This window comes from Streptomyces sp. NBC_00289 (genome assembly GCF_041435115.1).
Taxonomy (GTDB): Bacteria; Actinomycetota; Actinomycetes; order Streptomycetales; family Streptomycetaceae; genus Streptomyces.
In genome coordinates, this window is sequence record NZ_CP108046.1 from 5,342,870 (window position 1) to 5,358,170 (window position 15,301).

At 73.7% G+C, this 15,301-nt stretch carries 10 protein-coding genes, 1 tRNA gene and 1 other RNA gene; 10 read left to right on the top strand and 2 right to left on the bottom strand.

Annotated features, from left to right (window positions below; genetic code table 11):
- The first annotated feature begins 36 nt into the window (after positions 1-36).
- The 5 genes from OG985_RS24275 (at position 37) to OG985_RS24295 (ending at position 6,098) form a co-directional block, all read left to right on the top strand.
- Positions 37-2,139, top strand: coding sequence for a penicillin acylase family protein (locus OG985_RS24275; protein WP_371670444.1), 2,103 nt, complete (start codon positions 37-39; stop codon positions 2,137-2,139).
- Positions 2,132-2,749, top strand: coding sequence for a GNAT family N-acetyltransferase (locus tag OG985_RS24280; RefSeq protein ID WP_371670445.1), 618 nt, complete (start codon positions 2,132-2,134; stop codon positions 2,747-2,749). Before OG985_RS24275 ends, OG985_RS24280 begins: the two co-directional genes overlap by 8 nt.
- Positions 2,746-3,225 carry a cupin domain-containing protein gene (locus tag OG985_RS24285; RefSeq protein ID WP_371670446.1) on the top strand — a complete coding sequence of 160 codons (480 nt, stop codon included), beginning with the start codon at positions 2,746-2,748 and terminating at the stop codon, positions 3,223-3,225. Before OG985_RS24280 ends, OG985_RS24285 begins: the two co-directional genes overlap by 4 nt.
- A complete protein-coding gene (locus OG985_RS24290) occupies positions 3,222-4,022 on the top strand; it encodes an SDR family NAD(P)-dependent oxidoreductase (protein WP_371670447.1) in 801 nt (266 codons plus the stop codon). Before OG985_RS24285 ends, OG985_RS24290 begins: the two co-directional genes overlap by 4 nt.
- 165 nt (positions 4,023-4,187) lie before the next feature.
- On the top strand, positions 4,188-6,098 hold the full coding sequence (locus OG985_RS24295; RefSeq protein WP_371674482.1) for a copper resistance CopC/CopD family protein: 1,911 nt from the start codon (positions 4,188-4,190) through the stop codon (positions 6,096-6,098).
- On the opposite strand, the gene OG985_RS24300 is transcribed toward OG985_RS24295, so the two are convergent.
- A complete protein-coding gene (locus OG985_RS24300; RefSeq protein ID WP_371674483.1) occupies positions 6,095-6,958 on the bottom strand; it encodes a DUF72 domain-containing protein in 864 nt (287 codons plus the stop codon). The two genes, OG985_RS24295 and OG985_RS24300, sit on opposite strands and share 4 nt — an antisense overlap.
- 230 nt (positions 6,959-7,188) lie before the next feature.
- Positions 7,189-7,276 (bottom strand) — tRNA-Ser (locus OG985_RS24305).
- A 71-nt stretch (positions 7,277-7,347) separates the two neighbouring features.
- Here OG985_RS24305 and ffs point away from each other — a divergent pair.
- From ffs to OG985_RS24330, 5 genes are all read left to right on the top strand, one after another.
- Positions 7,348-7,446: signal recognition particle sRNA small type (gene ffs, locus OG985_RS24310), an RNA gene on the top strand.
- A gap of 59 nt (positions 7,447-7,505) precedes the next feature.
- Positions 7,506-9,818, top strand: a complete 2,313-nt coding sequence (locus tag OG985_RS24315) for a DNA polymerase III subunit gamma and tau (RefSeq protein WP_371670448.1) — start codon at positions 7,506-7,508, stop codon at positions 9,816-9,818.
- Positions 9,819-9,931: 113 nt separating this feature from the next.
- Positions 9,932-11,197, top strand: coding sequence for a phosphoribosylamine--glycine ligase (gene purD / locus OG985_RS24320; protein WP_371670449.1), 1,266 nt, complete (start codon positions 9,932-9,934; stop codon positions 11,195-11,197).
- 291 nt (positions 11,198-11,488) lie between these two features.
- Complete coding sequence (locus OG985_RS24325) at positions 11,489-13,411, top strand: hypothetical protein (protein WP_371670450.1); 1,923 nt, start codon at positions 11,489-11,491, stop codon at positions 13,409-13,411.
- A gap of 371 nt (positions 13,412-13,782) precedes the next feature.
- Entirely contained in the window at positions 13,783-15,285 is a 1,503-nt protein-coding gene (locus OG985_RS24330) for a N,N-dimethylformamidase beta subunit family domain-containing protein (RefSeq protein ID WP_371670451.1), read from the top strand.
- Positions 15,286-15,301: the final 16 nt, after the last annotated feature.

A 15,301-nucleotide genomic window follows, 5' to 3' on the forward strand; every position in this document is an offset into this window, starting at 1 on the left:
AGAGCGGAAGGCCCGCAGAAAGAGAAGGGCCGCAGGGTGACCACCGAGACCTACCGCGACGCCTGGGGAATCCCGCACCTGCGGGCGTCCGGCGCACGCGAACTCGCCCGCGCCCAGGGCCGCGTCACCGCCCGCGACCGGGCCTGGCAACTGGAGGTCGAGCGCCACCGCGCGCAGGGCACCTCGGCCGCCTTCCTCGGCACCGACGCCGTCCCCTGGGACCGCTTCGCGAGACAGGCCCGCCTCGACGACACCGCCAGACGCTGTTTCGCCGCCCTGGTGGAACAGGACCCCGAGACGGCGGACTGGGTCCGGGCGTACGTCGACGGCGTCAACGAGGGCCTGGCCGGCGGCGCGGCCCCCGAGTTCTCCCACCTCGGCCTCGCCCCCGGCCACTGGGAGCCGTGGACCCCCCTCGGCGTCTGGCTGGCCACCCACATCCTGTTCGCCGGCTTCCCGGCGAAGCTCTGGCGCGAGCAGGCCGCGGAGCACCTGGGGGAGGAGGCCGTCGGCCTGTTCGCCGCCGACGGACCCGCCACCGCGGGCAGCAACGGCTGGCTGGTGAGCGGCGAACGGACCACCACCGGCCAGGCGCTGATCGCGGGCGATCCGCACCGCTTCATCGAGGACCCCGGCGTCTACCAGCAGATCCGCCTGTCCTGCCCGGAGTTCGACGTCGTCGGCCTCGCCGTCCCGGGCGTCCCCGGCATCGCCCACTTCGGCCACACCGGCACCGTCGCCTGGGCCATCACCAACGCGATGGCCGACTACCAGGACCTCTACCGCGAGCGGTTGCGGCGCACCGGCGCGGGAGTCGAGGCGCTCGGCCCCGACGGCACCTGGCGGCGCGCCGCCCGGCACACGGAGACCGTCGAGGTGGCGGGGGAGGAGCCGGTGCGGGTCGAGGTGATCGAGACGGAGCGCGGTCCGGTGATCGCCGGCGGCCCCGAGGGGCTCGACGACGGCACCCCGGTCGCGCTCAGCCTCCGTTACCCGCCCCGCGTCACGGCGGATCTCGGCTTCGGCGCCCTGCTGCCGCTGCTGCGGGCCCGCCGGGTCGCCGACGTGGACCGTGCCTTCGACGCGTGGGCCGAGCCCGTCAACGTGGTCCAGGCCGCCGACACCGAGGGCGGCCTCCTGCACCGGGTCGCGGGCCGGGTGCCGGTGCGCGCCGAGGCCAACGGTGTCCGGCCGGTGCCCGCCTGGGAACCGGGCCACGCGTGGACCGGCTGGCACGCCATGCCGCGCGCCGGTCTGAGCGACGGCGTCGCCGTGATGGCCAACCAGCGCGGCCCGGCCGCCCCCCTCGGCGTCGAGTTCGCCGCGCCCCACCGCGCCGACCGCATCACCGCCCTCCTCGCCGGGAAGACCCGCTGGTCGGCCGGTGACATGCCCGCGATCCACACCGACACCCATCTCGCCTCCGCCACGCCCCTGCTGGACCACCTGGCCGCCCTCGACGAGCTGTCCCCCGAGGCCGACCGTGTCAGGGAGTCCCTGCTCGGCTGGGACCGCCGCATGGACGCGGGCAGCGCGGACGCCGCCACCTACGCGGCGCTGCGTGGCGCGGTCGTACGCCGGTTCGCGGCGCACCCGGCGTTCGCCGCGCTGACCGCCCCGCCCGCCTACCCCGAGGTCCTGCTGCCCTGGCTCGCCCTCGTCCCGCGTATCGGCTTCGCCCTCGAACACCTCCTGCGCGCCGAGGAGTCGTACGGCGTGGACCGCGCCGCCGCCGTCCGCGAGGCCGTGGAGGAGGTGGCCGCCGCGCCGCCCGCCGCCACGTGGGGAGAGGTGCACCGCCTGGTCCCGTGGCGGGCGCTCACCGGCCCGTCGTACGACTCCTACCTCGCGCGGTTCGCGTACCCGGCGGCCGAGCAGCCCGGACTGTCCGGCGACCACGACTGCGTGCTGTGCACCTCCGCCGTGCCCGGCCTGACCGACCTGAGCGCACGCGGCCCCGCCGCCCGCTACGTCTGGGACCTGGCCCGCCGCGAGGACAGCCGGTGGGTGGTCCCGCTCGGCGCCTCGGGCCTGCCCGGCTCGCCCCACTACCGCGACCAGCTCCCCCTGTGGCTGCGGGGCGATCTCGTCCCCGTGGTCACCGACTGGAATCAGCTCAAGAAGGAGACCGATGTCTGACCGCCGCCCGCACATCGCCGGCCGCGAGCCCGTTCACGAGCGGTTCGCCGAGGGCTTCGGCACGATCCGCGTGCTGCGCCTGGACCCGCACGCCGACGCCGGGGTGGTCCACGCCTGGGTCAGCGAGGAACGGGCCTCCTTCTGGGGCATGAACGGCCTGACCGAGGACGAGGTCGCGGAGATCTACGCGCACCTGGACACCCTCGACACCCACCACGCCTACCTGCTGCTGCGGGACGACGAGCCGGCCGGACTGCTGCAGACCTACGAGCCGGAGGCCGACCGGGTCGGCGAGTGCTACGAGGTCAGGCCCGGGGACATCGGCGTCCACGTGCTGCTCGCGCCCGCCGCGGCGGACGGCCCGCGGCCCGGCTGGTCGTCGGCGCTGCTCACCGCCGTCACGTCGTACGTGCTGCTGGGCCTGGACCGCGACCGGGTCGTGGTCGACCCCGACCTGCGCAACGAGAAGGCGATCGCCCGCTTCCTCCGGCAGGGCTTCGAGGCGGGAGACGTGGTCGTCCTGCCGGAGATCGACCTCCCGGACGTCCAACTGCCCGAGAAGCACGCCCAACTGGCCTTCCTCAGCCGGGAGGTAGCCTTCCCCGGGTGACTCCCGAAGACCTCGTCGCGCACTACGACCTGGAGCCGATCCCGCGCGAGGGCGGCCGCTTCCGCCGTACCTGGGCAGGACCGCCGGGCCCGGACGGACGCCCGGCGGGCTCGGCCATCGTCGCCCTGCTCACCGCCGCACCGGACGACTTCTCCGCCCTGCACCGCCTGCCCACCGACGAGATCTGGCACTTCTACCTGGGCGACCCTCTGGGCCTGCTGCTCCTCGCCCCGGACGGCACGTCCAGCACACCCGTGCTCGGCCCGGACGTCCTCGGCGGCCAGCACCCCCAGCTCACCGTCCCCGCCGGCACCTGGATGGGCGCGCGGGTCGCCGAGGGCGGCGCGTGGACGTTCTTCGGCTGCACGATGGCACCCGGTTTCACCTACGAGGGATACGAGCACGGGGACGCGGCGCGGCTGACGGCGCGCTATCCGTCCGAGGCGGCCCGGATCGTGCCACTGTGCCGCCCATGACACAGGCGACGGGACGGCCGACGAGCGTGCCGACGCGACTTCTCGACGGGCAGGTCGCCCTGGTCACGGGCGCGAGCGGTGGCATCGGGCGCGGGATCGCGCTGCGCTTCGCCGAGGAGGGCGCGGCCCTCGCGCTGCACTGCCGCACCGGGGTGGCGGCCGCGCACGAGGTGGCCGAACGGATCCGCGCCCTGGGCGCCCGGGCCGTCGTCCTGCCGGCCGGGGACCTCACCGACGAGGACGCGGCCCGGCGGCTGGTCGCGGAGGCGGCCGAGTGGGGCGGGGGCCGGCTGACCGCGCTGGTCAACAACGCGGGAGTACAGCCGACGCGGGACCTGCCCGGGATGACGGCGGCGGACTGGCGGGCGGTCGTCGACACCAACCTGTCGAGCGTCTTCGCCTGCACCCAGGCGGCGGCGGAGATCATGCGCGAACAGGGCGGGGGCACGGTCACCCACATCGCCTCGATCGAGGCGAGCCGCCCCGCCCCGCTGCACGCCCACTACTGCGCGTCCAAGGCCGCCGTCCTGATGCACGCCCGCTCCGCCGCCCTGGAGTACGGCCCGTACGGCATCCGCGTCAACACGGTCTCCCCCGGCCTGATCGACCGCGAGGGCCTGGCGGAGGCCTGGCCCGACGGCGTACGGCGGTGGCGGGAGGGGGCGCCGACGGGACGGCTGGGCAGCCCGCGGGACGTCGGCGACGCGTGCGTGTTCCTGGCCTCGCCGCTCGCGGGCTGGATCACCGGGCACGACCTGGTGGTGGACGGCGGGATGTCGACTCGGCCAGGGTGGTGAGCGTCTCCCCCGGACACACCGGGGTGGGTGAGCGGCGAAGCGCTCGCGTCCGTACGTATTCCGGAGAGGCGAGCCCCAAGACGGAGAAGTGACGTGGAGCGACGGCGGATCGAGGGACAGGACGATGCCCGACGAGGAAGCCGGCGACGCGGACTTCAAGGGCTGGTGCTGCTGGGCGCCGTGCTGGTCCTGCTCGTCCTCGGCGGCGCGTCCCCCGCGTCGGCCCACGCCGCCCTCCGCGGCACCGACCCCGGGGACGGAACCGTCCTCAAGTCCGCCCCCCGCGACGTCACCCTGACCTTCACCGAGTCCGTCGGCCTGCTCGACGACTCGTTCCGCGTCCTGGACCCCGACAACCGGCGACTGCGCCTCGGCGAGGCGCAGCACGCGCAGGGTCGGTCCGACACGGCCCGTGTGAGCCTGCCCGCGAAGCTGCCCAAGGGCACGTACGTGGTGGCGTGGCGCGTGGTGTCGGCGGACAGCCACCCGGTCTCGGGCGCCTTCACCTTCTCCGTCGGCAAGGCCTCCGCCACCGCGGCGACCCTCGACACGGGACCGGCCGAGGACCCGGCCACCACCAGCCTCTACAACATCGCCCGGTACCTGGCGTTCCTCGCCGCGGCCCTGCTCATCGGCACGGCCGCGTTCCTGGCCCTGTGCCGCCCGCCGGACCCCGCCCCCTTGCGGAAACCGCTGGTCGCGGGCTGGTGGACGCTGCTCGGCAGCACCCTCGCCCTGCTGGTGCTGCGCGCCCCCTACGAGACGGGCACCGGCCCGGCGACGGCCTTCGACGTGTCCGCCCTGAACCACACCCTGACCACCAGGCCGGGCATCGTCCTGCTGGCCCGCCTGGCGCTGCTGCCGCTCTCGGCCCTCTTCCTGCTACGGCTGTCCCGGCACCGCGAGAAGGACCGGCAGCCGCGCCCACTGCTCGCGGCGGGCGCCGTCCTGGCCGTGTGCCTGGCCCTGACCTGGGCCGCCGCGGAGCACGCCTCCGCGGGCATCCAGGTCCCGGTCGCCCTGACCTCGGCGGTCCTGCACGTGCTGGCGATGGCGGTGTGGCTGGGCGGCCTCGCGGCCCTGCTCACGACCCTCTACCGCTCGTCGGCCGCTCCGGCCGCCATGGTCACCCGCTTCTCCCGCCTGGCCTTCGTCTCCGTGACCGTCCTGGTCGTCACCGGCGTCTACCAGTCCTGGCGCGGTCTCGGCTCCTGGAACGCGTTCACCGACACGTCGTACGGCCGTCTCCTGACCGCCAAACTCGTCGCGGTCCTGCTGCTGCTCGCGGCCGCGGGCTGGTCCCGGCGGTGGACGGCACGGCTGGTGACGGCGGAGGCGGGGGAGGAGACCGAGACGGAAACCGAGTCGCCGGTACGGGAAGGGGTGCCGGGGGCGGTGACTGTGCCGGAGGCGGTGACCGTGCCGGTGACGGTGAGGGAGCCGGTGGGGGGCGAGCCGCCGGCACGGTCGCATCGGGATCTGGAGAGTGCGGACGAGGCGGGGAAGGCGGGAGAGCCGGGAAAGGCACCGAATCCGGGAACGTCGACGGAGCCGGATGTCAGCTCCGTGGACGCGCACCGCCGTGGCCTGCGCCGTTCCGTCCTGGCCGAAGTCGCCGTCGGGGTCGCGGTGTTGGTGATCACGACCGTACTCACCGGCACGCTGCCCGGCCGGGCGGCCGCGGAGGCCGCCGAGACCGCCGGGACGGCTCCCGCGGCCGGGACCGGGGTGCCCGTCGCGTCCGTCACCACCATCCCGTTCGACATCGGCACTCCCCCCGCCCGCGGCAAGGTGCAGATCACCCTCGACCCGGGCCGGGTGGGCGACAACTCCGTCCAGGCGGTGGTCTACGGCGCCGACGACGGCCTGGCCGCCGTCCCCGAACTCCGCCTCTCCTTCACCCTCGACGCGCAGAAGATCGGCCCCCTGGACGCCAAGGTGACCGACAGGGGCGGCTACTGGGCCGCGAACAGCTTCACCCTGCCCATCGCCGGCGACTGGACCATGAAGGCGACGATCAGGGTCTCGGAAGTGGACCAGGTCAGCGTGACGCGGACGGTGCGGATCGTGCGCTAGGAGGTCCCCGCGGACAGCAGGTGGGCCATGGTCCCGGCGGCCCGGACGGCCGAGTCCCCGCAGCAGTTGTTGAACAGGACGTGCACCTGCCCGTCCGGGCCCACCCGTTCGGCGAGCGCCCGCACCCGCGGCACCCACTCCTGGAGTTCCTCGCGCCGGTAGTCGTGCCGGAACCGGTCCTCCTTGCTCCCGGTGCCCCAGGCGTTGCTGCGCCCATGGAACCGCACGACGGACAGCCGGGGCGAGGTGACGGGGGTGACAGGCGGTAAGGAGGCGGGCAGCGTCTGCGCCATGTCGACGGCGACGGCCGCCAGACCGTACCGGGCCAGCAGCGCACAGGTCGCCTCCGCCCGCTCCCCCCGCCACCAGTCGGGATGCCGGAACTCGACGGCGACGGGCCATCCGGCGGTCCGGACCGCGCACTGCTCCAGGAACTTCTCGGCGCGCGTCCCGGGCCGGAACCACGGCGGGAACTGGAACAGCACACTTCCGAGCCGCCCGGCCGCCCGCAACGGCTCGATCCCGGCGCGAAACCGGGCCCACACCTCGTCGAGCACCGCGGGATCACCGGCATCGGCGGGCAGCCCACCGGGGACGGCCGCGTCTCTCGTCGGATGTCCGGTGAGCAGCGAGAAGGCCTTCACGTCGAACACGAACCCGTCCGGCGTCCGCTCCACCCACAGTCGGCTGTTGCGCTCGCTCGGCAGGGCGTAGTAACTCGCGTCGACCTCGACGACCGGAAACCGCTCGGCGTAGTACCGCAACCGCCCCTCGGCGTCCCGCCGCCCGGCCGGATACCACCCGCTGCCGACCAGAGCCCGATCGGTCCATGAACACGTCCCCACCAGAATGCCGCCCAACGCGCCGTCCATGCGCACCGGTTACCCGACCTACGGCAGGACTCACGACCGGTTGGCGACCGATGGCCCCGCGCCGGGATCACGCTCCACAAGGTCGCCCGGCACGAAAGCGATGCGGCGATGCTCTTCGCGAGGTCCGGCAGAGAACCGAGGCGGAAACGGGGACGGACAACGACGAAGGGCCCCGCTGCGAGCAGCGGGGCCCTTCGACATCGTGCCCGGTGAGGCACTGGCGGAGGATACGAGATTCGAACTCGTGAGGGGTTGCCCCCAACACGCTTTCCAAGCGTGCGCCCTAGGCCACTAGGCGAATCCTCCGCGGCAAACAATACAAGACGTTGAGGAGTGCTCGCGAACTCGTTCCTCCCGCTCAGATCCTGTAGCCTGTGCGCAGCCCCTCACGCGGCGCTATCTGACTGAACTCCCCCAGGGCCGGAAGGCAGCAAGGGTAGGTTGGCTCTGGCGGGTGCGTGGGGGGCGCTTGCGTGGGCGGGCCCGGTTCCTCGGGCGGGGCCGGTTGTCAGTGGACGCCTATAACCTCGTATGCGTGTCGTCTCTCGCGCTGTACCGCCGCTATCGCCCGGAGTCGTTCGCCGAGGTCATCGGGCAGGAGCATGTCACCGACCCGCTGCAGCAGGCGCTGCGGAACAACCGGGTCAATCACGCGTACCTGTTCAGCGGTCCGCGCGGATGCGGGAAGACGACGAGCGCGCGCATCCTGGCGCGGTGTCTGAACTGCGAGCAGGGGCCCACGCCGACGCCGTGCGGTGAGTGCCGCTCCTGTCGCGACCTGGCGCGCAACGGGCCGGGTTCCATCGACGTCATCGAGATCGACGCCGCTTCGCACGGTGGCGTCGACGACGCCCGTGAGCTGCGGGAAAAGGCGTTCTTCGGGCCTGCGGGCAGCCGGTACAAGATCTACATCATCGACGAGGCCCACATGGTCACGTCGGCCGGCTTCAACGCCCTGCTCAAGGTCGTCGAGGAGCCTCCGGAACATCTGAAGTTCATCTTCGCCACCACCGAGCCCGAGAAGGTCATCGGGACCATCCGGTCGCGCACCCACCACTACCCGTTCCGGCTCGTGCCGCCCGGGACCCTGCGCGAGTACCTCGGCGAGGTGTGCGGGCAGGAGCAGATCCCGGTCGAGGACGGGGTGCTGCCCCTGGTGGTCCGCTCGGGCGCCGGGTCGGTGCGTGACTCCATGTCCGTGATGGACCAGCTGCTCGCCGGTGCCGGTGCCGACGGTGTGACATACGCCATGGCCACCTCCCTGCTCGGATACACCGAGGGGTCGCTCCTCGACTCGGTGGTGGAGGCCTTCGCCACCGGCGACGGCGCCGCCGCCTTCGAGGTCGTCGACCGCATCATCGAGGGGGGCAACGACCCCCGGCGGTTCGTCGCCGACCTGCTGGAGCGGCTGCGCGACCTGGTGATCCTGGCCGCCGTGCCCGACGCGGCGGAGAAGGGGCTCATCGACGCTCCCTCCGATGTCATCGAGCGCATGCAGGCCCAGGCCGGCACCTTCGGCGCCGCCGAGCTGAGCCGTGCCGCCGACCTCGTCAACGAGGGACTGACCGAGATGCGGGGCGCCAACTCGCCCCGGCTCCAGCTCGAGCTGATCTGCGCGCGCGTGATGCTCCCCGCCGCCTACGGGGACGAGCGTGCGGTCATGGCCCGTCTGGACCGCCTCGAACGCGGCGTGAACCTCTCCGCGGGCGCCGGCGCGGCCGCCATGCCCCCGATCGGATACGTGCCCGGACCCGAGGCCCACGGGGGAGCGGCACCCGCGGGCGCCGCTCCCGTTCCGCCCGGCAGCGGGCCTGCGGCGGCCCGGGCGGCGGTGCGGACACCGGCCGCAGGGCAGGGAGCCCCCGCACCGGTCACTCCTGCCGCGGCTCCTGCCGCCGCCGGTCCCCCGGCCTTCGAACAGCAGCCGCAGCAGCCGCAGCAGCCACAACCGCAGCAGCCGCAGCCACCAGCGCCTCAGCCCTCCTCCGCCCCGGCCGCCGCCCCCGGTGCCTGGCCCACCGCCGCCCCTGCGGGCGGAGCCCGGCGCCCAGGAGGCTGGCCGACCGCGTCTCCCGCCGGCGGCGGGAACCCCGCTGCCGCGCAGCCCACGCCCACGCCCGCCCCGCCGACCCCGTCGGCCGCTCCGCCGGCCCCTTCCTCGCCCCCTCCTGTCGCGGCCCCTGCCGCCCCGCCTCCGAGTGGTGGCCCCGACCCCCGCACGCTCTGGCCCAACATCCTGGAGACCGTCAAGAACCGGCGCCGGTTCACCTGGATCCTGCTCAGCCAGAACGCGCAGGTCACCGGCTTCGACGGCACGACTCTCCAGATCGGCTTCGTCAACTCCGGAGCGCGGGACAACTTCGCGAGCAGCGGCAGCGAGGAGGTGCTGAAGCAGGCGCTGGCCGAGCAGTTCAACGTGCAGTGGAAGATCGAGGCGATCGTCGACCCGTCGGGCGGCGGCTCGGTACCCCCGGCGACCGGTGGCGGTCCCACCGGTAATCCGGGCTACAGCGGCAACGCCGGCTACGGCGGAGGTGCCGCCGGTGGCTCCGCCGGTGCTTCCGGCGCGTCCGGCGCCTACGCGCAGGGCGGCGGTACGACCGCGCAGCGCCCCGCGTCCGCCTCACCCGCGCCGAGCGGCCCGGGGTCCCCGACGGCTTCGGCCTCCGCCGATGTCTCGCGCCCCGCCCCCCAGGCCTCCGCACCGAAACCGCCGCCGCCGGTCTCCATCGAGGACGACATCCCGGAGGACGACGACCCCGACCTCAACGAGTCGGCCCTGTCCGGCCGCGAACTCATCGTGCGGGAGCTGGGGGCCACGGTGGTCGAGGAGTTCACCAACGAGTAGGCGGCCCGCCCACGACTCCGCACCGCTTTCGGAGGAACGTACGAACACCCGGCCCGCGCCCCTTCGGAAGGCCGCACAAACTCCCCGGCCCCGCTCCCGTTAGGCTGACCCCCGTGAAGGTCCTCGTCATCGGCAGCGGCGCCCGCGAACACGCCCTGTGCCGTTCCCTGTCCCTCGACCCCGATGTCACCGCGCTGCACTGCGCCCCCGGCAACGCCGGCATCGCCGAGGTCGCCGAGCTGCACCAGGTCGACGCCCTGGACGGCACCGCGGTAGCCGCGCTGGCCACCGAACTCGGCGCCGAACTGGTCGTGGTCGGACCGGAGGCACCCCTTGTCGCCGGGGTCGCCGACGCCGTGCGCGAGGCGGGCATCCCCGTCTTCGGTCCCTCCGAGGAGGCCGCGCAGCTCGAAGGCTCGAAGGCCTTCGCCAAGGACGTGATGGCCGGAGCCGGTGTCCCCACCGCGCGGTCGTATGTCTGTACGACTCCGGAGGAGGCCGCCGAGGCGCTCGACGCCTTCGGGGCGCCGTACGTCGTCAAGGACGACGGGCTGGCTGCCGGCAAGGGTGTCGTCGTCACCGGCGACCTCGAGGCCGCCAAGGAACACGCGGCGGCCTGTGAGCGGGTCGTCATCGAGGAGTTCCTCGACGGCCCGGAGGTCTCCCTCTTCGCCATCACCGACGGCGTGACCGTCCTGCCCCTCCAGCCCGCCCAGGACTTCAAGCGGGCGCTCGACGGCGACGAGGGTCCGAACACCGGCGGCATGGGCGCGTACTCCCCGCTGCCCTGGGCCGAGCCGAAGCTGGTGGAGGAGGTCCTGGAGAGCGTTCTCCAGCCGACCGTCGACGAGATGCGCCGCCGCGGCACACCGTTCTCCGGCCTGCTCTACGCCGGGCTCGCCATCACCTCGCGCGGTGTCCGCGTGATCGAGTTCAACGCCCGCTTCGGCGACCCCGAGACCCAGGTCGTGCTGGCCCGCCTCAAATCTCCGCTCGCCGGCATCCTGCTGGCCTCCGCGACGGGCACCCTCGCCCACCTGGAGCCCCTGCGCTGGAGCGCCGAGGCGGCCGTCACCGTCGTCATCGCCTCCCACAACTACCCGGACACCCCGCGCACCGGCGACACCGTCACCGGCCTCGACGAGGTGGCCGCCCAGGACGCCCCGCACGCTTACGTCCTGCACGCGGGGACCCGGTTCGACGGCGACGCCGTGGTCAGCGCCGGCGGCCGTGTCCTGTCCGTCACGGCGAGCGGCGAGGACCTCACCGAGGCCCGCGAGCGGGCCTACCGGGCCGTCTCCCGTATCCGGCTCGACGGTTCCCAGCACCGTACGGACATCGCGGCGAAGGCCGCCGCGGACGCCTCGCGACGGTCCTGACCCGACGCCCGGCCAAGGCCGCGGATGAACCTCGAAGGCCCCGAATCCGTCTCAGGATTCGGGGCCTGATCTTTGCCCACCGTCATCCACCTTTCCCCAAAGCCATTCGATCGAGTGAGCGGTGCCATTTATGGCTGACGGGGGCCGGGGCCCCAACTATGGTGCGGCGCAAGCGTTCCGGCACTTGGCCCACCGGCATTGCGATGTCAGTCGTGGGTGCCACAGTGGGGGAGTGAGCAACCCCAGCAGGGCCAGGCAGCCAGGACAGCAGGGAGGGGGTGAGGTCAGCTCGTGACCGGTATCGGTGTGGAGGCAGGGGCGCAGACCGCGCGGTCGCGGGCACTCGCCGTGCTGCGCATCCGCAGCCGGGCACTGGCCGTGGCGCTGCTGCCCGCGGCGGTCGCCGTGGTGCTGCTCGCCGGCGACGCCACCGGCCATCTCGTCGGCCCGGGCTGGCACACGGCGCGCTGGGTCGTGACGTGGGCCGCCGTCCTCGTTCTGCTCGCCGCGGCCGGGGTCGCGCTGGTCGTGGCCCGCGCCCGTCCCGCCGTCAGCCCCACCGTCCCGATCGCCGAGGCGTCGGCCCCCGACCTGTACCGGTTGGTGCGTGACCTCGCCGACCGCCTCGACGTCCCCGCGCCCTCCGCCCTGGCACTCACGCCGGACTGCGACAGCTGGCTCGAGGACCGCACCCACCCGGCCAACGGCACACCCCCGCCCGAGGCACGTGACGAGATAGCGGGTGTCCGGGGCATCGGCACGCCCCGGCCGCGTCGTACGACGGCAGCGCCCGTCCTCGTCATCGGCTCTCCGTTCCTGTGGTGGATGCGCGTCGGTGAGCTGCGCGCGGTTCTCGCCCCGGTCGTCGCCGGTACGGGCCCCTCGGCGCACCCGGACATAGCCGCGGCCCGCCGCTTCGTACGAGGCCTGGACGCGGCGGTGGCCGTGGCCTCGGCACCCGGGCGCGACCCCGTCTCCCGCACGGTTCTCGCGGGCGTCGGCCGGATCACCCGACTGCTGCTGCGCAGCTGCCGTGTCCATGCCGCCGAGATGGAGCGTGGCGTCGCCGCCGCGGCCGCCGAGCGCGCACAGGCTGTGGACTACGGCCTGCGGATCGTCGCCCAGGAACAGGTGGGTCTGGCGTACGCGGGCTGGGACCGGCTGCTGACCCGCGTCGCGCTGCCCGCCTGGCGCATGGGCCGCTGGCCCGCCCGGCTCGACGCCGGCGTCGTCGCGGCCCTCACCGAGCTGTCCCGCCGCGACCGGCTGGCCGAGGGCTTCACCTCGCGGCTGGGCGAGCGCCCCGCCTGTGACCTGCTCGAAGAGCCCGGCACGATCGACGAGGCCGCCTCCCTCCTGGCCGCTCGCCTCTTCCACGGAGGCCCCGCCGAGACCGGCCCGGACTGGGCCCCGGTGGACTGGCAGGAGTATCCGGACGAGGTGGTCGACCGGAAGTGGCGGATCGACGCGGCCCGCCTGCACCGGGTCCTCGACACCCTCGGTGTCCGCAGGTCCCCCGGCCCCGCCGCACCCAACCCCGTCGGCCCCACCCTGGCCCGGGTCCTCGACCACCTGACGACCCCGCCGGAACCCGCGACCACCCCCGCCACCCCGCGACCGACGGAGCAGCCGGGCGGCAGAACCCAGACGGACGGCGCGGACCGCGCGGGCCACCCGGACGACACGAACCGCCCGGACGATTCGAACCGCCCGGACGACACGACCCGCAACGCCGCGCCCCGCGTCCCGGCCGCCTACGAGGCCATGGGCAGGGACGACGACGAGGACGACACCGTCGGCGGGAACGAACGGAGTTCCGCCCTCGCCGCCGGTCTCACCGCGGAACTGGCACGCGAGGAGGCGACCGCCCCCTCGGACCGCGGCACGTCGGCGGAAGCGGCCGGACAGGCCTCCGACACCGCCCTGTGGGACGTCGGCGCGCTTCCTCTCTTCCCCCTCCAGCCACCCCGCACGGCCCGTGAACTGCTCGCCGACCACGTCACCGCGATGGTCTGCTGTGCCGCGATGGACACCGCCGGCGCGATGCCGGGCCTCGACTGGCTCGACGGCCCGTCGCTCCTCATCAACGGTGAACGGGCGGTCGATCTGACCCCCCGCGTCCTCAGCCTCGTGGAGGACGGCGACCCGGCCCCGCTCCAGGCGTGGCTGATCGAGTCGGGGATACGTCCGGAGAAACCGGTACGACTCGTCTGACACGCGCCGCCCACGGGCCGCCGTATCGGAGGTCCTGATTCCACTTTCGGCCAATTCGCGACGAATAGTGACAGCCTGAGTGCGTCATGTGATGTGCTGGGACCGATCGCGCACATGGCAGCGGCCTAGGCCAGGTGACCGTCCCGCCGGAGCCGCCCACCGCACAGCACCACCCGGCGCGGCGCCACACCACCGACGGCCGAAACCGGCGCCGAGCACGGCAGCACAGGCGCACCGAAGGCACCCACCACAGACCCGGCAGACCTCACGGACACCACGGACACCACAGAGACCCGCCACATGCACCACCACTCACAACGCACCACCACTCAAGACGCACCACCACGGGGGCAAGAGGGAGGGGAGCGACCATGGGCACGGGTTCGGAGCACAGCCGCCGCTGGGAGTCGGGGGCACTGGCGCACGCGGTGACGGATCCCTTCGGCCAGGGCCCGGTTCCCTGGCTGCGGGGCGGCGAGACGTACTTCGGCGACACCGGCCAGATGGTCCCCTGGTACGTGGAAGCGGACCCGGCCGCCCGCCCGGAGGCCGGCGCAGCGAGAATCCCGGCCCCCCGCGCCGCCGGAGGCCCCCGCGCGGCCGACGACGTCCGCCGTCAGATCAAGGGCTTCACCTCCACCGGGGCGGTCCAGCCCGGCGAGGCCGTCGACTTCCACATCACGGTCGACCCGCCCCAGGAGTTCAGCGTCGACGTCTACCGGATCGGCCACTACGGCGGTGACGGCGCCGCCAAGATCACCACCAGCCCCCGCCTGTCCGGCATCGTCCAGCCACCGCCGCTCACCGCCGACCGCACGGTCTCCTGTCACCACTGGTGGCTGTCCTGGCGGCTCCAGGTCCCGAGCTACTGGAGCGCCGGCGCGTATGTCGCCGTCCTCACCACCGTCGACGGCTACCGCTCCCACATCCCCTTCACCGTCCGCGACCACCAGCCCGCGGACCTGCTCCTGCTGCTGCCCGACATCACCTGGCAGGCCTACAACCTCTACCCGGAGGACGGCCGTACCGGGGCGAGCCTCTACCACGCCTGGGACGAGAGCGGCCGTCTGCTCGGCGAGGCAGACGCCGCGACCACGGTCTCCTTCGACCGGCCGTACGCGGGAGCCGGCCTCCCGCTGCATGTCGGTCACGCCTACGACTTCATCCGCTGGGCCGAGCGCTACGGCTACGACCTCGCCTACGCCGACGCCCGCGACCTGCACGGCGGTCACATCGACCCCACCCGCTACCGCGGAATGGTCTTCCCCGGACACGACGAGTACTGGTCGACGGCCATGCGCCGTACCGTGGAGGACGCCCGCGACCACGGCACGTCCCTCGTCTTCCTGTCCGCCAACTCCCTCTACTGGCAGGTCGAGTTGGGCGCCTCGCCCTCCGGAGTCCCGGACCGGCTGCTCACCTGCCGCAAGCGCAGGGGCCCGGGCCGGCCGCTGCTCTGGCGCGAGATCGACCGGGCCGAGCAGCAGCTGATCGGCATCCAGTACGCGGGCCGGGTCCCCGAACCGCACCCCCTGGTCGTCCGCAACGCCGACCACTGGCTGTGGGAGGCGACCGGCGCGCACGAGGGCGACGAGATCGGCGGTCTGGTCGCGGGCGAGGCCGACCGCTACTTCCCGCGCACCCCGCTGCCCGAGCACGACGACCGCATCCTGCTCGCGCACTCCCCGTACACCGATGCCGAGGGCGCCCTGCGTCACCAGGAGACCTCCCTCTACCGAGCCCCGTCCGGCGCCCTGGTCTTCGCATCCGGGACGTTCGCCTGGTCGCCGTCCCTGGACCGCCCGGGCCACGTCGACGCACGGGTCCAGCGGGCCACGGCAAACCTCCTGGATCGCATCTGCAAACGCGCCTGACCGCCCACTGTCCGGT

Coding starts and splice junctions, on each gene's coding strand:
- OG985_RS24330 (WP_371670451.1), top strand. CDS start 13,783: ATGGGCACGGGTTCGGAGCACAGCCGCCGCTGGGAGTCGGGGGCACTG.
- OG985_RS24290 (WP_371670447.1), top strand. CDS start 3,222: ATGACACAGGCGACGGGACGGCCGACGAGCGTGCCGACGCGACTTCTC.
- OG985_RS24280 (WP_371670445.1), top strand. CDS start 2,132: ATGTCTGACCGCCGCCCGCACATCGCCGGCCGCGAGCCCGTTCACGAG.